At 47.5% G+C, this 15,649-nt stretch carries 17 protein-coding genes; 1 reads left to right on the forward strand and 16 read right to left on the reverse strand.

Going from position 1 to position 15,649, the window contains the following annotated elements; genetic code table 11:
• Positions 1 to 2: 2 nt before the first annotated feature.
• The 3 genes from FIU82_RS12355 to argC are packed head-to-tail and all read right to left on the reverse strand — an operon-like array spanning position 3 to position 2,725.
• Positions 3 to 923, reverse strand: coding sequence for an ornithine carbamoyltransferase (locus FIU82_RS12355; RefSeq protein ID WP_022943397.1), 921 nt, complete (start codon positions 921 to 923; stop codon positions 3 to 5).
• Between the two features lie 9 nt (positions 924 to 932).
• Positions 933 to 1,706: an acetylglutamate kinase gene (gene argB / locus FIU82_RS12360; RefSeq protein WP_022943396.1), complete on the reverse strand. Its 774-nt coding sequence runs from the start codon at positions 1,704 to 1,706 to the stop codon at positions 933 to 935.
• Positions 1,707 to 1,717: 11 nt separating this feature from the next.
• Complete coding sequence (gene argC, locus FIU82_RS12365) at positions 1,718 to 2,725, reverse strand: N-acetyl-gamma-glutamyl-phosphate reductase (RefSeq protein WP_152441186.1); 1,008 nt, start codon at positions 2,723 to 2,725, stop codon at positions 1,718 to 1,720.
• Positions 2,726 to 2,946: 221 nt separating this feature from the next.
• On the opposite strand from argC, the gene argE reads away from it, so the two are divergent.
• Positions 2,947 to 4,092, forward strand: a complete 1,146-nt coding sequence (gene argE, locus FIU82_RS12370; protein ID WP_152441187.1) for an acetylornithine deacetylase — start codon at positions 2,947 to 2,949, stop codon at positions 4,090 to 4,092.
• Positions 4,093 to 4,181: 89 nt separating this feature from the next.
• Here argE and FIU82_RS12375 read toward each other — a convergent pair whose 3' ends face one another.
• The 13 genes from FIU82_RS12375 to FIU82_RS12435 all read right to left on the reverse strand — a co-directional run bounded on the left by FIU82_RS12375 (position 4,182) and on the right by FIU82_RS12435 (position 15,437).
• A complete protein-coding gene (locus tag FIU82_RS12375; protein ID WP_045979281.1) occupies positions 4,182 to 5,150 on the reverse strand; it encodes a PstS family phosphate ABC transporter substrate-binding protein in 969 nt (322 codons plus the stop codon).
• A 99-nt stretch (positions 5,151 to 5,249) separates the two neighbouring features.
• Complete coding sequence (gene phoR / locus FIU82_RS12380) at positions 5,250 to 6,569, reverse strand: phosphate regulon sensor histidine kinase PhoR (RefSeq protein WP_053909757.1); 1,320 nt, start codon at positions 6,567 to 6,569, stop codon at positions 5,250 to 5,252.
• Positions 6,570 to 6,634: 65 nt separating this feature from the next.
• Positions 6,635 to 7,324 carry a phosphate regulon transcriptional regulator PhoB gene (gene phoB / locus FIU82_RS12385; RefSeq protein WP_022943391.1) on the reverse strand — a complete coding sequence of 230 codons (690 nt, stop codon included), beginning with the start codon at positions 7,322 to 7,324 and terminating at the stop codon, positions 6,635 to 6,637.
• Positions 7,325 to 7,787: 463 nt separating this feature from the next.
• Positions 7,788 to 8,852, reverse strand: coding sequence for a class II fructose-bisphosphate aldolase (fba, locus tag FIU82_RS12390; RefSeq protein WP_022943390.1), 1,065 nt, complete (start codon positions 8,850 to 8,852; stop codon positions 7,788 to 7,790).
• A gap of 138 nt (positions 8,853 to 8,990) precedes the next feature.
• Positions 8,991 to 10,166, reverse strand: a complete 1,176-nt coding sequence (locus FIU82_RS12395; RefSeq protein ID WP_022943389.1) for a phosphoglycerate kinase — start codon at positions 10,164 to 10,166, stop codon at positions 8,991 to 8,993.
• A 37-nt stretch (positions 10,167 to 10,203) separates the two neighbouring features.
• Positions 10,204 to 11,214 carry an erythrose-4-phosphate dehydrogenase gene (gene epd, locus FIU82_RS12400; protein ID WP_152441188.1) on the reverse strand — a complete coding sequence of 337 codons (1,011 nt, stop codon included), beginning with the start codon at positions 11,212 to 11,214 and terminating at the stop codon, positions 10,204 to 10,206.
• A gap of 116 nt (positions 11,215 to 11,330) precedes the next feature.
• On the reverse strand, positions 11,331 to 12,179 hold the full coding sequence (gene ampE, locus FIU82_RS12405; protein ID WP_152441189.1) for a beta-lactamase regulator AmpE: 849 nt from the start codon (positions 12,177 to 12,179) through the stop codon (positions 11,331 to 11,333).
• An 18-nt stretch (positions 12,180 to 12,197) separates the two neighbouring features.
• Positions 12,198 to 12,770 carry a 1,6-anhydro-N-acetylmuramyl-L-alanine amidase AmpD gene (gene ampD, locus FIU82_RS12410; protein ID WP_130144610.1) on the reverse strand — a complete coding sequence of 191 codons (573 nt, stop codon included), beginning with the start codon at positions 12,768 to 12,770 and terminating at the stop codon, positions 12,198 to 12,200.
• 44 nt (positions 12,771 to 12,814) lie between these two features.
• The gene (locus FIU82_RS12415; protein ID WP_022943385.1) at positions 12,815 to 13,072 is read right to left on the reverse strand and encodes a hypothetical protein; all 258 of its coding nucleotides are present in this window, start codon (positions 13,070 to 13,072) and stop codon (positions 12,815 to 12,817) included.
• A 99-nt stretch (positions 13,073 to 13,171) separates the two neighbouring features.
• Complete coding sequence (gpsA, locus tag FIU82_RS12420) at positions 13,172 to 14,182, reverse strand: NAD(P)H-dependent glycerol-3-phosphate dehydrogenase (protein WP_045979275.1); 1,011 nt, start codon at positions 14,180 to 14,182, stop codon at positions 13,172 to 13,174.
• 3 nt (positions 14,183 to 14,185) lie between these two features.
• Positions 14,186 to 14,656, reverse strand: a complete 471-nt coding sequence (gene secB, locus FIU82_RS12425; RefSeq protein ID WP_138547076.1) for a protein-export chaperone SecB — start codon at positions 14,654 to 14,656, stop codon at positions 14,186 to 14,188.
• A 73-nt stretch (positions 14,657 to 14,729) separates the two neighbouring features.
• Positions 14,730 to 14,987 carry a glutaredoxin 3 gene (gene grxC / locus FIU82_RS12430; protein ID WP_045979274.1) on the reverse strand — a complete coding sequence of 86 codons (258 nt, stop codon included), beginning with the start codon at positions 14,985 to 14,987 and terminating at the stop codon, positions 14,730 to 14,732.
• An 18-nt stretch (positions 14,988 to 15,005) separates the two neighbouring features.
• Positions 15,006 to 15,437, reverse strand: coding sequence for a rhodanese-like domain-containing protein (locus FIU82_RS12435; RefSeq protein ID WP_022943381.1), 432 nt, complete (start codon positions 15,435 to 15,437; stop codon positions 15,006 to 15,008).
• Positions 15,438 to 15,649 lie beyond the last annotated feature (212 nt).

The raw sequence follows: 15,649 nt of genomic DNA on the forward strand, positions 1-15,649 counted from the left end.
CCTTAGCAAAAATTTGGGTTCAAAAGGGTTAACAGCAAGGCGTTTTGCGCATACATGCGATTTTGTGCCTGCTGAATAATTTTGGCTTGCGGCGAGTCCATCACTTCAGAGGTGATTTCAAACTCACGGTGCGCTGGCTGACAGTGCAAAATAGTTTGCGCGCCGGTCATATCCACCAGCTGTTTATTGAGCTGATAAGGCAGATATTTATCTTTAACCTGCTGGAGCGGGGTGTCATCCCCCATCGACACCCAGGTATCGGCATAAAGCGCATTCGCCCCCACAGCGGCCTCGACTCTATCACTCACTAATACCGACGCGCCTTTGCTCGCGGCAATTTGCTCTGCTTGCTTAACAATTTGTGCATCTGGACCGCTGCCTTTAGGGCATACAGCCACGAAGTCAGTCCCTAAGGTGGCGGCCAACAACATTAATGAGTGGGTGACGTTATTACCCTCGCCGAGATAAGCCAGCTTGAGCTCGCTAACCTCACCGTGCACCTCTTGCAAGGTTAAAAAATCCGCCAATGCTTGGCAGGGGTGGTACAGGTCGCACAAAGAGTTCACCACCGGTTTAGATGAAAACTGTGCCAGCTCTTGCACTGTGTTATGGTGATTAACCCGCGCCACGATGGCATCGGCCCAAGTGCTGATATTCAAAGCAAAGTCCTTTACCGACTCGCGGTTGCCCATGGCGCCATTTTGCTGATCTAAGTAGACCGCATGGCCACCGAGTTTATTGATACCTATATCGAAGCTTAGGCGAGTTCTGAGGCTTTGCTTTTCAAATAAAGTAACCACCGATTTGCCCGCTAAAGCTTGGGCATAATCATTGGGTTGTGCTTTCATTTTTTGCGCTAGGGCGAGTAGCGCGAGTACGGCTTTGTCGTCCAGCTCGAGGCCGGTAATAAAATCATGTTTCATGGTCTATGCTTACATTGTAATTTGCGTGCCAACATGCTCACCATTGAGCAATGCAACTAAGTTCTCTGGCTTTTGCCAGCTCGAAATGTAAACACCCCGTCGTAAATGCTGGGCAGCAAGAAGGCTGGTCTTTACTTTGACCTCCATCCCACCCGAGATAACTCCTTGGGCTATCAATTCATCTATTTGCTCAGCACTTAATTGGTGTAACGGCTGAGCGGATTTATCCAGTACGGCCTCAACGTCGGTCATAAAAATCAATTCACCATCGAGTTGTTTGGCAATTGCCGCTGCGGCCTCATCAGCGTTAACGTTGAACCATTGTCCTTGCTCATCAAAACCAACTGAGCTCACAACAGGCAGCTTTCCTACCTCTAGCAAGGCTGGAATAGCCGAGCGAGCACCTTGACTACACTCACCCACCCGACCCAGTGCCTTGAGTTTTTGCTGCGCATTGACCCCGGCTTCGTATAAACTCAGCCCTGCAGGCTCGAGGCCATTGGCTATGGCTGCTCCCATCAATTGTTTATTGGCACACCCAGCTAGGGCACCAACGATATAGGGCATTTGCTCGGCAGGACTGATGCGCAAACCTTGGTGCTTCGCGGTGGCGAATCCCGCATCGTGCAGCCAGCGGTCAACCAGTGAGCCACCGCCGTGAACCACCACAAAACGGGTGTCGGTCATGGTCGCCAAGGTTGCGAACAATGCTTGCACTGACTGTGGGCTGTTTAACAGGGCGCCGCCCAATTTAATTACCCAAGTGGTGTTGCTACTCGTCATCATTTTCCTCTTTATACCAAACCAATCGTTGGGTCTAATCCAGCATTAATGTTCATACATTGCAGCGCTTGACCTGATGCGCCTTTTAGTAAGTTATCGATGGCAACACTGATAATCAGTTGCTGCTGTTGCAAATGCCAACCAATATCAACATAAGGGGTTTGCGCGACGCCTTTAATTGATGCCAAACCACCGGCACCGAACAGCCGAATCAAAGGTTCATCGGCAAGGCATTGATAAGCATCGGTGATGTCGTTAAGCGTGGTCCCTGCATTTACTTGCGCATAAATGGTTGCCAAGATACCGCGATTAAAATTTCCCAAGTGTGGGGTAAATAGCACTGGGTGCCCCAATGCTTGTTCAATCTCCGGAGTATGGCGGTGATTAAACACGCCATAAGGAGCCAGTGATACTTCGCAAAAGTGCGTGTTCATATTGGCTTTGCGCCCTGCCCCAGTCACCCCGGATACAGCATTAATGATCACTTTTTGCTGCGGCGCTAATAACCCTGCTTGTTGAACCGGTTTAAGCGCGTTGAGGCTGGCTGTTGGGTAACAGCCCGCCACAGCAACCAGTTGTGCATCCATAATGGCGCTGTTGTGCCACTCAGCTAGCCCATACACTGCTTGGCGCAATAGTTCAGGGTGGGGATGATCAAAGCCATAGTACTGGGTATAGAGTTCGGCATCGGCAAGACGAAACCCGCCAGAAAGGTCAAAAACTTTAATACCCTGCTCGAGAAATTGCGGCGCCAATTCAACACTTACTTTGTGCTCGGTACACAGGCACACGGCGTGCGCATGCTGACCAATATCAGCAATAGCATCGGCTGTTAGGCCTTGCAGTGGCATGTCTAATAACCCACGGTGCTGAGGATAAAGATCGCTGAGTTTTTTGTCGCGATCATGACTCCCGGCAGAGACATAGCAGCCCTGCAAGACAAAATGAGGATGCTTGGCAACTAATTGCGCCAACTCAGCGCCGCTATAACCACTTGCGCCAATTATTACGATGTTCATGAAGATGCTCTTTTTTGGTTTAATCAAGGGCGAGATGCCCAACGCGACTCTCTCTCACACTAGGATTTTCTAGGTGAGCGGCTTATCGTCGTCGCGCTGTACAAAGGGGGTGATGAACCATCATAACCAAACCAATACTTATGCTTAAAAAGTGAATTGATATTCACTATAAAGACATTTATATTAATATGCAACAATCGCGAATAATTATTTGGAAATGTATGGCTCTTCCCGACTTTTTGCACCTTTACCGGGAGTTGATCGCTACCCCATCGATCAGTTCACTGGATCCGAAATTAAGCCAAAGCAACCGCGCCGTTATTGAACACTTGGCATCTTGGTGCGAGGAGCTGGGCTTTGCGTGTGAAATAAAACCACTTAGTACTGATGCCGATAAGTTTAATTTGATAGCGAAGCGTGGCCATGGCAGTGGCGGATTGATGTTAGCAGGGCATACCGATACCGTTCCTTTTGATCAAGGCCGTTGGAGTATGGACCCCTTCACTTTGAGCGAGCGAGATAATAAGCTCTTTGGCCTTGGCAGCATCGATATGAAAGGGTTCTTTGCTTTTGTGCTCAATGCCATCGCTGAGTTGGACGCGAGTAAGCAACAACAACCGCTGATTATTCTCGCCACCGCCGATGAAGAAACCACCATGGCTGGCGCCCAAGAAGTGGCAAAGTATCCAGACTTAAGACCGGCTCGCTGCGTTATTGGCGAACCCACCGATATGACCCCTGTATTTACTCACAAAGGGCATATGACATCGGCGGTTCGTATCATTGGCAAAAGCGGGCACAGCTCTGATCCTGAGCGCGGCATCAATGCCATTGAAGTGATGCACTTGGTGATTCAAAAATTATTGGTTCTAAAAGAGGATCTTAAGAATAAATATTCAATTGAACATTTTGCCATTCCCTACCCGACATTGAACCTTGGTCACATACATGGCGGTGATAACGCTAACCGCATTTGTGGATGCTGTGAGTTACAGTTAGATATGCGCCCGTTACCTGGATTGAGTATCGTCGAACTGCAAGCCATGTTATTAGCGGCAACTCAGGACATCACTGCTCGCTACCCTGGCTGCGTTGAAGTCATTGATATGCATGACCCGATCCCTGCCTTTGCAGGGACCACTGATAGCGCGCTAGTGCAGCTGGCGCAAAAGATTTCGCAACAGCCAGCAATAGCGGTGAACTACTGCACTGAAGCCCCCTTTATTCAGCAATTGGGCTGTGAAACCATAGTCATGGGCCCAGGCTCCATCAACCAAGCACATCAGCCCGATGAATTCTTGGCCATGGACCGTATTGCTCCATCACAACGTATTATCAAAGAGCTTATTCAGCAAAGTTGTTGGTAATACTGACTTCATGACGCCCGGATAGCGAGCACAAAAAAGCCCCTCATAGAGGGGCTTTAAACTAATCAACAAGATTCAAAGATACAATGTTACTGTAAGCCTAAACGCTTAAGTTCACGCTCAACCATCTTGCTTGAAAGTGGCACATAACCATCTTTCTCAACAATTTTTTGACCTGTTTGTGATAGCACCATTTTTACAAACTCAGCATCGATAGGAGATAGTGGCTTGTTAGGGTGCTTATTCACGTAAACGTAAAGGAAACGTGATAGTGGATATTTGCCCGTTGCAACGTTATCAAGTGTTGCATCAACAAACTTATCGCCTTTTTTCGCCAGTGGCACCGTACGTACACCTGAGGTCTTGTAACCGATGCCTGAGTAACCAATCGCATTCACAGAAGAAGAGATTGACTGTACTACCGATGCAGAGCCAGGCTGCTCGTTTACGTTATTACGGAAGTCACCTTTACATAGGGCTTTCTTCTTGAAGTAACCATAAGTACCAGATACTGAGTTACGACCATATAATTGAATATCTTTTGCCGCCCAATCACCCGTTAGGCCAACATCGCCCCAACGGTTAATCTGTTCGCTGGCGCCACATTTACGCGTTGAAGAGAAAATGGCGTCAACTTGGTCAATGCGCAAGCCTTCAATGGGGTTGTCTTTATGCACGAATACCGCCAAGGCATCAATCGCTACGCGAATTTCTGTCGGCTTATAACCATGGCGCTTTTCAAACGCTTCGATTTCCTTTGACTTCATCTTACGGCTCATAGGGCCGAAGTTTGCCGTTCCTTCAGTGAGCGCCGGTGGTGCCGTTGATGAACCTGCAGCTTGGATTTGAATATTGACGTTAGGATAAATACGCTTATATTCTTCAGCCCAGAAGGTCATCATGTTTGCTAGCGTATCGGAACCAACCGATGAAAAGTTACCAGAGATGCCGCTCGTTTTTTCGTACTCTGGAATTGCTTTATCTAGAGCAACTGCCTGACCTGCTGTCAGGGCACTTACAGCAACCCCCATTGCAGCAACTAAGTTTTTAAATTTCATTGGGTTCTCCAATTTGTTCTTCCCGTGTTTCAACTGCTGTCATTGTGCAGTGACAAGATGACAGTTAAATTACTTGAGTATTACAGTTTTATGACTTTGCTAATTTTGTACGTGTTCTTGTGCTGGTACTAACCAACTTGGTTCAAAGGCGAACCAAAAACACGAGCCTTTACCGACGACACTGTCGATATGCAGGTGTGAGTCGTGACGCGACAACACGTGTTTAGTAATAGCTAGGCCGAGGCCCGAGCCCCCCGTTTTCCGACTTCGCGCTTTATCCACTCGATAAAAGCGCTCGGTTAAACGGTTGATATGTTCAGGCGCGATGCCCTCACCATTATCGGTCACGCTAAAGACCGCTTGACCGTCTTGGCGATACCAACGCACCGTAATTTCTCCCTCATCCGGGGTGTAGTGCACAGCATTAAATACCAGGTTTGAAAACGCGCTGCGTAACTCATCGGCAGCGCCAACGATATCTAAGCTGCTATCGACATCAAAATACAGGCGGTGGCCTTTATCTTGATTCAGCGATGTCGCTTCTGTTTCGATAACTTCCAACATTTTCGGCACATTGACTGGTTTATCATTGTCGTGTTTGCGTGCTCCTTCAATTCGCGACAGCGACAACAACTGATTGACCAAGCTGTCCATTCGCTGGCATTGCTCAATCATAGTGCCATGGGCTTTATCCCACATTGCTGGCGGTGGTAAGTTGTCGCCATCAAGCATCTCTAAGTAGCCGGTAACCACAGTTAAAGGTGTACGCAGCTCATGTGATACGTTGGCAACAAAGTCTTTACGCATCTGCTCCAATTGCTTGAGGCGAGTAATATCACGGACCACCATCATGATCTGTGATTGTGCATAGGGCATCACCCGAAATTCCAACACTTGTTCACCGGTGTGGGTTAAATCAAGCTCAAGGGCATCGTTGAATTGATGCTGCTGCATATAGCGGCTAAATTTGGGGTGTCGAATGAGGTTATCTATACGCTGTCCATGATCAGTGGGCCACTGCAAGCCCAATAACCGCAGCGCTAATTGGTTACACCAGACAATGCTGAAGTCCTGTTGCAGCACAATCACAGCATCAGGTACGGCTTCGGCCCCCTCGCGGAAACGACGGATCAAGTCAGCCAGCTCATTGCGCTTTTTACGGTTGCGTTGTTGGAGCTGGTAAATTCCCTCGAAAACCTGCTCCCAAGCCCCTTCTCCCTCCGGTGGATTAAAGCTACGTTGGTTAATAAGCCAATCACTAAGGCGGTAAAGCTGGCGATAATGCCACAGTAACAATGTGATAGCGCCCAAAAATAGAAGCAAAAAAGGCGCGCCTACTAGCACGCCTATCAACAATAAAGGCAGGAAAAAGATAACTAAACGCTTGGTAAGTGTGCGTTTATTAACCACTCGGTACATAGACTCGCTCTACTTAAAACAATGTGTCATCGGCTTGATGCCGATGCAATGAGCAATAAAGATAGTTATACCTTGCTAGAAAAACGATAACCAGCACCACGCACAGTTTGTACTAAGCGGTCATGTCCCATGGGAGCAATTGCTTTACGCAGGCGACGAATATGCACATCAACGGTGCGATCCTCAACGTAAACATTGGTCCCCCATACATGATCCAGTAGCTGCTCACGACTATATACTCGCTCAGGGTGGGTCATAAAAAAGTGTAGCAAACGAAATTCGGTCGGTCCCATATCCAACTCGCTGCCATCGGATGTCACACGATGAGAAATAGGATCTAAACGCAAGCCGTGTACTTCGATAGCCTCTTCGAGTGATGTCGGCGCCACACGGCGAATAACAGCTTTAATCCGTGCCATTAATTCTTTCGGAGAGAATGGCTTAGTCACATAATCGTCAGCCCCCACTTCGAGACCTTTCACCTTGTCTTCTTCTTCACCTCGCGCGGTGAGCATAATAATGGGAATTGCGCGGGTGTGATCATTTTGTTTAAATTTCTTCGCAATCTGAATACCGCTGCCTCCGGGCAACATCCAATCCAGTAATACCATATCTGGGTAGGGCTCTACCATGGCTGCTATGGCAGAGTCGTAATCCTCAGCTTCAATGGCTTGAAAACCATTCTGTTCTAAAACAAACACCAGCATTTCGCGGATGGGCGCTTCATCATCGACCACAAGAACTTTACGTGACATTCCGTTTATCTCTTTCGCTTTATTGAACTGAATTTACTGATGTCATTATTATGACTTTTTGTGACAATTTTATGAAAGCGTACACCTTCAATGGAAATGCTGCAAAATTAAACTTGGGATCAAGACGTTAGGGGCCGTAAAAGCAAGGATCATAGTCTTACCAACTGAGCCGTTACAAGATCAGATTTATACCAAGTTGGCTATCAGTGGATCAGAGTTTTACCCATTGATCTGCCCTGAGATCACACTCTTACCAAGTGAGGTTCTTTATGTGTATAAATCTCGCTCAAACCTTGTTTAAATATCAACCACATATAGTTTCATCGGCTGAGCAGCGCGTAAGAACGTGATCCCATAATCAGTGCAGTTGATAAAAATCTGATCCCACTATGATCCACTCAGTAAAATAGTGATCCATAAAAAAGCCCCGCTTATGCGAGGCTCATTAAAGTCGTGAACGCGACTATTTTATTTTTGCATCCAGTTCGCCGTTTAAGTAACGAAGGTGCATATCATCTAACGAGATAGGCTTAATCTTGTCGGCCTGGCCTGCTGTGCCAAAAGCTTGATAGCGATCAACACAAATTTCCGTCATCGCTTTCGTTGCCTCCGCTAGGTATTTACGCGGATCAAAATTCGCGGTGTTGTGCGCGAGGTGGCGACGAATAGCCCCTGTTGCAGCTAAACGTAGGTCGGTATCGATATTCACCTTACGTACACCATGCTTGATGCCTTCAACAATCTGATCAACAGGCACACCATAGGTCTCTGGGATCTCACCACCGTACTCATTGATAATTGCTAACCACTCTTGTGGGACGGATGATGAGCCGTGCATAACCAAGTGAGTGTTAGGGATACGGGCGTGAATTTCCTTGATACGGTCGATAGCAAGAATGTCCCCTGTTGGTGGACGGGTGAACTTATAAGCACCATGTGACGTGCCACAAGCAATAGCCAACGCATCGACATTGGTTTTAGCAACGAAATCCGCTGCTTCTTCTGGGTCAGTAAGCAGTTGATCTTGTGTCAGCTTGCCTTCGGCGCCAATACCGTCTTCCTCACCTGCTTCACCGGTCTCTAGAGAGCCAAGTACGCCCAGCTCACCTTCTACCGATACACCACCAGCATGAGCCATTTCTACGGTACGACGGGTTACATCAACATTGTACTCATAAGATGAAGGCGTTTTACCATCTTCAAGTAATGAGCCGTCCATCATGACCGATGAAAAGCCAAGCTGGATAGAGCGCTGGCACACGCCAGGAGACGTACCATGATCTTGGTGCATAACCACTGGGATATGAGGCCACTCCTCTACCGCAGCAAGGATCATATGGCGAATGAATGGGGCACCTGCATATTTACGTGCACCAGCGGAGCCTTGCACAATCACTGGGCTGTTTGTTTTATCAGCCGCTTCCATGATGGCACGCATTTGCTCTTGGTTATTAACGTTAAAGGCTGGCACGCCATAACCATTTTCTGCTGCATGGTCGAGTAGTTGACGCATACTGATCAAAGCCATTTCGCTTATCTCCAATTTTTGATAGCACCGAGACTATCTGGTTTTTGAACGGGATGAAGCTTGGTTTCCCCAAGCAAGGGCTTAATGCCCAAAACACAAGGCCGGCAAAGTGAGAGAGGCCGGCCTGGTGATTATTCGTTATTTTGCTCGCTCTTCAAGCATAGCAACTGCGGGTAGTTTTTTCCCTTCAAGGAACTCCAAGAAGGCTCCACCACCTGTGGATATATAAGAAATTTTATCCGCGACATTGTATTTATCGATGGCCGCCAAGGTGTCACCGCCGCCGGCAATAGAAAATGCTGATGATTCGGCTATGGCTTTGGCTATGCTTTGAGTGCCATTACCAAACTGATCAAATTCAAACACGCCCACTGGACCATTCCATACAATCGTGCCCGCTTGCGCAATAATATCGCCAAGCTGTTTAGCGGTATCAGGGCCAATGTCAAAAATCATGTCTTCTTCGGTGACATCGGCAACCTCTTTGAGTTGCGCGACCGCAGACTCTGAAAATTCATTGCCGACAACCACATCCACTGGCACCGGAATATCACCGCCATTACTGCGAGCGGTCTCTGTTAGTTTCTGAGCCTCGCTAATAAGGTCTTGCTCGTACAAAGACTTACCTACCGGGTGACCAGCTGCAGCAATAAAGGTATTGGCAATACCGCCCCCTGTCACTAATTGGTCAACGACGTTTGACAGTGAGTCTAACACGGTTAACTTGGTCGATACCTTCGAGCCACCCACAATCGCAACTAGCGGACGCTTCGGGTTATCTAGTGCTTTACCGAGTGCCTCCAGTTCAGCCGCAAGCAAGGGGCCAGCACAGGCGATTGGGGCGTGAAGACCTACACCGTGGGTTGAAGCTTGTGCTCGGTGTGCAGTACCAAAGGCATCCATCACATATACGTCACACAGCGCCGCAAGTTGTTTTGCGAGGGTCTCATCATTGGCTTTTTCGCCTTGATTGAAGCGCACATTTTCAAATACAACCACTTCGTTGTCGCCAATCTCTACGCCATCAAGATAATCTTTGGCAAGACGGACATTTTGTGACAAGGCATCGTTAAGATAGTCAACTACAGGAGCCAGTGAGTAAGCCTGGTCATATTCTCCCTCGGTAGGACGGCCAAGGTGAGACATAATCATCACTTTAGCGCCTTTTTCAAGGGCGAGCTTGATGCTTGGTAGCGCCGCACGCAAACGAGCATCTGAGCTTACTTTACCGTCTTTGATTGGCACATTGAGGTCTTCACGGATCAGCACCCGCTTCCCGGCTAAATCTAAATCCGCCATCTTAATGACCGACATTCTCTTCTCCTTAGTTATACGTTTTATTCATTTGCGTTTATTGGCGCATCCAGGCTGCACTGGTATCTAACATACGATGGGCAAACCCCCACTCGTTGTCACACCATACCAATAACTTTATCAACCGTTTATGACTAACCCGTGTCTGTGTACCGTCTATGATACAAGAATGGGGATCATGGTTAAAATCAACAGATACCAATGGCTCCTCGGTATAATCCAAAATACCTGCCAAGCGCCCATGTACAGCCTTAGCAATCGCTTGGTTAACATCATCTAGAGAAACATCAGTATTTACGGTGACGCTCAAATCCATCGCCGTCACATTGATGGTTGGAACACGTACGGCTATCGCCTCAAAACGGCCATGAAACTTGGGCAAAATACGTTCAATGCCGCGCGCTAGTTTAGTATCCACTGGAATAATAGACTGGCTAGCCGCCCGGGTACGTCGTAAATCATCGTGATACGCATCGATCACTTGTTGGTCGTGCATAGACGCGTGAATAGTGGTGATAGCGCCTGATTCAATACCAAAAGCATCATCCAATACTTGAATCACCGGAACAATACAGTTTGTTGTGCACGAGCCATTGGAAACAATGTGATGCTCACTGTGAAGCACATCATCGTTGATGCCATAAATAATCGTTGCATCAACATCAGCATCTGCGGGTTGAGAAAATAATACTTTTTTAGCGCCTGCCTGAAGGTGTTTTTGCGCATCCTCACGGGAATGGAAAACCCCAGAACACTCCAAAACGATATCAACGTCATGTTGGTGCCAAGGCAAAGCGCTCGGGTCTTGCTCGCAGTACAAGGCGATTTCATCACCATCAACAACTAAAGCTTGCTCACGAAGCTCAACAGGAAAGGAAAACCGCCCATGGGCAGTATCATATTTTAGTAGATGGGCTATGCCCTCAGGTTTGGCCAATTCATTGATTGCCACAATCTCGAACTCGTGGCGACGTTCACTCTCATACAAAGCGCGTAAAATGTTACGCCCTATTCGCCCAAAGCCGTTAATCGCAAGCTTTATTGCCATAATTACAGACTACCGCCATCAAAGCAGACACAGGTCTAAGAAGAATGGCGGCTATTGTAATCGACTCGCGCTCTGAGTGTAAGGGGTGCGCAAAAATAAAACGCTGATAGAGGGTGTTACGACAGGCCGCCAAACAAAGTAAGTAAGGCTATCAGTGCCAAGAAAAATAACACATTGCGTTTTACTAAGCGGATCATGCACTGCGCTTCGATGGTGCAGCCATAGTGAGCCAGTTCTATCTGTTCAGCAGCCAAGGCTGTTTCGGTAATAACCTGACGATTGCTGACTCTAAAATCGAGCACATGGCGCAACCAACATTGCGTGCCTTTGCTAAAGTTACCAATCACCAAGTAGCCCAGACTGGCAATTCGTGCAGCAGGCCATTCAAGCCAATGACCGACACGAACTAACAATGTATGCTGTTTTGATAGAGGATGGGATGTCTGCTCACTGTCATCTACGCAAGTCCGTACCAAGGCATAAAAAACGGCCCCAGGTGCGCCCAGTACAACAAACCAAAAGATCACCGCACAATAAAAACGAAAATTGACCCACGCTAAAGTTTGCGCAAAGGTTTCACCACCGCTTTCATTTTCAGTGCGTTTTTGTCCCATTTGCAACGCATACAAAGTGGCCGCTTCACCGTCGTCTCGGGTCAAAGCATTGAGGTAGCCTTTATAATTCGCGCGCATGTGCGCGCAACCAAAGCAGATGAGTATGACCAGCGTATTGACCGCTAATTGCCACAGAATAAAATCACTCGCGTGCACAAAAACAGCAATAACTAAGGTTGGCACTAGTAACCACAGCAATAGCCCAATGCCGTTATGCAGCTGTTGCAAGCGCGACAACAGGGGCGCACTTTTGCGTTCATACCAGTGCGCATAGGTCGCTATTTGCCAACGCGCTGAGCGAGCGCCTAAGCGTTCAGCTATTAATGCAAATAAGATTGATATCAAAGTCATGGCGACTACTTTGCTCGCTTAAGTTGACTTTAGTTTATCGCAATCTTGGGCAAAAGTAAGGTCAAAAAAATGTTCCCAATCAAAGCCTTCACCGGGGTCTGTTTTTCGCCCGGGAGCAATATCGCTGTGACCCACAATGCGCTGTCTATTCAAATGCGGATAGGTGCGTAATAAGCTTTTTGTTAATTGCGCCAAGGTGAGATACTGCGCTTGGGTGTAGGTGGACTTGTCGGTGCCTTCTAGTTCAATGCCGATGCTAAAGTCATTACACCGCTGGCGCCCTTCGAATTGTGATACTCCAGCATGCCAAGCACGTTGCGTAAATGGCACATATTGGCGTAACGTCCCATCTCGATCGATCAAGCAGTGCGCTGACACACTCACACCTGCGAGTGAGGAAAAACTCGGATGTGCTTGGCAATCGATCTGCCCTGCGAATAAATCATCAATATAGGGTGTACCGTACTGGCCCTCAGGCAGTGAAATGCAATGAATCACCAGTAAGGACACTTCACTTTGCGGACGCTCATCATAATGCGAACACGGCAACTGCTGCGCCTGTTTGCATACGCCCAAATCATCTATATCCATGTTTTTCGTTTATAAAAACTTGATTGTGCCTGCATGGTAAGAGGCTAAGAATCACTGCGCAAGTTGATCTGGGGAGAAAAGTTACACTCGCCAGTGTGATTGACACTGACCAATTCATCATCGCGGCGCAGCACCGCCAACCGCCGGTGTTTACTGATGGTACGAACAAACTCGAGCTCAAAGCCCATTTTGGTGAGCGCATATACCTTATCTACCTGTTCGCCGGTCAAGTTCGCATAATGTTCGCGAAACGTCCTTTGACCACTGCGGCGTTCGCTATCTGCTTTTTTCGCCTGTGCCATGGTATTAATCCGTTGGGAATCCCTTTCCAATATAGTCGAATTTGCTCATAAAAAAAGCGCCATGCGATTGCAATGGCGCTTTTTACTTCATTTTAATGCTTACTCTGCACGCTGCTCGCGCCCTAAAAGAGCCATGGCAGCTTCTTTTACATTCTTATTTTCATATAAGACTTGGTAAATTTGCTCAGTAATTGGCATCTCGATACCGCTGCGTTTCGCCAGCATATACACTTCTTTGGTGTTACGGTACCCTTCTACGACCTGGCCTATTTGTTGCTGCGCAGAGTCGACATCGAGCCCCTGCCCTAAAGCTAGGCCAAAGCGACGGTTGCGCGACTGGTTGTCAGTACAGGTAAGAATCAAATCACCTAAACCTGCCATGCCCATGAAGGTTTCCGATTTGGCACCCAGTGCACAACCCAATCGGCATAACTCCGCTAAGCCGCGCGTGATCAACGCGGTTCGAGCATTGGCACCAAAACCAAAGCCGTCAGAAATCCCGGCCCCTATCGCAATGACATTTTTCACCGCCCCACCTAACTGGATGCCGATGAAATCATTGTTTCTATAAACCCGGAACGAGCGTCCACAGTGCAACAAACCCGATAAGCGTTCACAAAACTCATCACTGGTGGCTGATACCGAAATAGCGGTAGGTAAACCGGCGGCCATTTCTTTGGCAAAGGTTGGCCCCGATAACACCGCTAAATCCATATCTTCGCCAAGATGCTGCTTAGCAACATCTTGAAGGAGACGACCAGTGTTCGGTTCCAAACCTTTAGTTGCCCAAGCAACCTTGGCACCGCTGCGTAGCATGGGTGCGATGGTCTGCAATAGATCCGCAAAAGCATGGCTAGGTACGACCACCAAAACGATGTCGCTACTGGCAACAGCTGTTTGCAAATCACTTTGCATCTCTAGGCTATCAGGAAAAGCGATATCACCGAGGTACTGCTGATTCTTTCGCTCATCGGCTAAACGCTGTATATGGTCGCTATTGCGCCCCCAAAGAGTCACTTTGTGACCGTTTCGAGCAAAACAAATAGCAAGGGCGGTGCCATAAGACCCCGCCCCTAAAACCGTAACAGCGCTGGATGCTGAAGTGGTCATGACTTATGCGTCAGCTTGCTCAGCAGCTCGTTGCTGCATATACTGGGCAAATAGCGCATCGAAGTTCACTGGTGCTAGGTTCAGCTGTGGGAAAGTACCACGATTCACCAAGTTTGATACAGCTTCACGCGCATAAGGGAACAACATATTAGGACAAAAAGCGCCCAACATATGAGCTTTTTGTACATCTTCCATTTCACCAATAGTGAAAATACCCGCTTGCTGGATTTCACATAGGAAAGCCGTCTCTTCACCCAGAGTCGCAGTGACTGTAACGGCAAGAACTACTTCATAAATGCCTTCATCAAGCTTATTTGAGCTGGTATCTAGATCTAATTTGACTTCTGGATCCCATTTCTTCTGAAAAATAGCTGGAGAGTTAGGTGTCTCGAAAGAGATATCTTTGGTGTAGATGCGTTGAATAGAGAATTGCGCCTGTTGTTCTTGTGCTGCGCCTTGATTTTGTTCTTCCATTGTTGTTCCTATCAATTCTTTTTGCAATAAATTAGCCGCGTGAGGACGCGGCAGCATATATGTTCGAAAGCAATTACGCGTTTAGCAGGGTGTTTAATTCGCCACTGGCTTCTAACGCCATCATATCATCACAGCCACCCACATGATGCTCACCAATGAAAATCTGCGGCACCGTGTGCGCGCCATTTGCGCGGGTGAGCATTTCATCGCGTAGCTCTGGTTGTACACCGATGTCAAACTCAGTGTAAGTTACCTCTTTTTTGTCCAGCAAGGCTTTCGCGCGCTGACAAAATGGGCAATAGGCTTTAGTGTATAATACAACGTTACTCATAAATGCTTCCTAATAAAGTTATCGGCCTGATACCACAGGCAGACCTGCGCTTTGCCAAGATTGCATTCCACCTGACAAAATAAATACGCTTTCAAAGCCTGCTTTATTCAAGCCATTGGCAATACCTGAAGCCGTCATGCCTGTCGCACATACCAATATAATGGGTTTGCTTTTGTACTTTTCAAGCGCACTAAAGTCACCCTGCTTTGCTTTTTCAGCGCTCAGGTGCACGGCATTAGAGATATGCCCAGCGTTGTAGTCCTTTTGCGCGCGAATATCCGTTACTACGGCATCTTCACGATTCACTAAAAGGGTTAATTGCTGTGGATTAATCTGCTTGATGGCAGAAAACTTACTTTTAAACCACCCCGATATCAACATCGCGACAATCGCTAGCCAAATGATGCTTAAAATAGGATGGTTTCCGATAAATTCTATGTATTGTTCCATACGTCTTACTGTATTGTTCAAACCTTGCGGGCGGCACAAGTATACACACTTGCCTTCGACTTACCAATTGATGAAATATTTTCTACTGCTAAGGCGGATAAAAAACGGTAGGATACATTATAAGAGCGCAGTTCTGTGGTCACAGTGAACATCCATAGAGCTGTATTCTTAATAATTATTATCAAGCAATTCATTTGTCGTGCCGACACTAG

The sequence above is a fragment of the Pseudoalteromonas sp. THAF3 genome (genome assembly GCF_009363775.1).
Classification (GTDB): domain Bacteria; phylum Pseudomonadota; class Gammaproteobacteria; order Enterobacterales; family Alteromonadaceae; genus Pseudoalteromonas; species Pseudoalteromonas ruthenica.

Excerpts from the sequence above, each read along its gene's own strand:
- argE (WP_152441187.1), top strand. The coding sequence starts at position 2,947 with ATGGCTCTTCCCGACTTTTTGCACCTTTACCGGGAGTTGATCGCTACC.
- argC (WP_152441186.1), bottom strand. The coding sequence starts at position 2,725 with ATGAACATCGTAATAATTGGCGCAAGTGGTTATAGCGGCGCTGAGTTG.
- ampE (WP_152441189.1), bottom strand. The coding sequence starts at position 12,179 with ATGACTTTGATATCAATCTTATTTGCATTAATAGCTGAACGCTTAGGC.
- argB (WP_022943396.1), bottom strand. The coding sequence starts at position 1,706 with ATGACGAGTAGCAACACCACTTGGGTAATTAAATTGGGCGGCGCCCTG.
- gpsA (WP_045979275.1), bottom strand. The coding sequence starts at position 14,182 with ATGACCACTTCAGCATCCAGCGCTGTTACGGTTTTAGGGGCGGGGTCT.
- phoB (WP_022943391.1), bottom strand. The coding sequence starts at position 7,324 with ATGTCACGTAAAGTTCTTGTGGTCGATGATGAAGCGCCCATCCGCGAA.
- phoR (WP_053909757.1), bottom strand. The coding sequence starts at position 6,569 with ATGTACCGAGTGGTTAATAAACGCACACTTACCAAGCGTTTAGTTATC.
- ampD (WP_130144610.1), bottom strand. The coding sequence starts at position 12,770 with ATGGATATAGATGATTTGGGCGTATGCAAACAGGCGCAGCAGTTGCCG.
- FIU82_RS12375 (WP_045979281.1), bottom strand. The coding sequence starts at position 5,150 with ATGAAATTTAAAAACTTAGTTGCTGCAATGGGGGTTGCTGTAAGTGCC.
- grxC (WP_045979274.1), bottom strand. The coding sequence starts at position 14,987 with ATGAGTAACGTTGTATTATACACTAAAGCCTATTGCCCATTTTGTCAG.
- fba (WP_022943390.1), bottom strand. The coding sequence starts at position 8,852 with ATGGCTTTGATCAGTATGCGTCAACTACTCGACCATGCAGCAGAAAAT.
- epd (WP_152441188.1), bottom strand. The coding sequence starts at position 11,214 with ATGGCAATAAAGCTTGCGATTAACGGCTTTGGGCGAATAGGGCGTAAC.
- FIU82_RS12415 (WP_022943385.1), bottom strand. The coding sequence starts at position 13,072 with ATGGCACAGGCGAAAAAAGCAGATAGCGAACGCCGCAGTGGTCAAAGG.
- FIU82_RS12355 (WP_022943397.1), bottom strand. The coding sequence starts at position 923 with ATGAAACATGATTTTATTACCGGCCTCGAGCTGGACGACAAAGCCGTA.
- secB (WP_138547076.1), bottom strand. The coding sequence starts at position 14,656 with ATGGAAGAACAAAATCAAGGCGCAGCACAAGAACAACAGGCGCAATTC.
- FIU82_RS12435 (WP_022943381.1), bottom strand. The coding sequence starts at position 15,437 with ATGGAACAATACATAGAATTTATCGGAAACCATCCTATTTTAAGCATC.
- FIU82_RS12395 (WP_022943389.1), bottom strand. The coding sequence starts at position 10,166 with ATGTCGGTCATTAAGATGGCGGATTTAGATTTAGCCGGGAAGCGGGTG.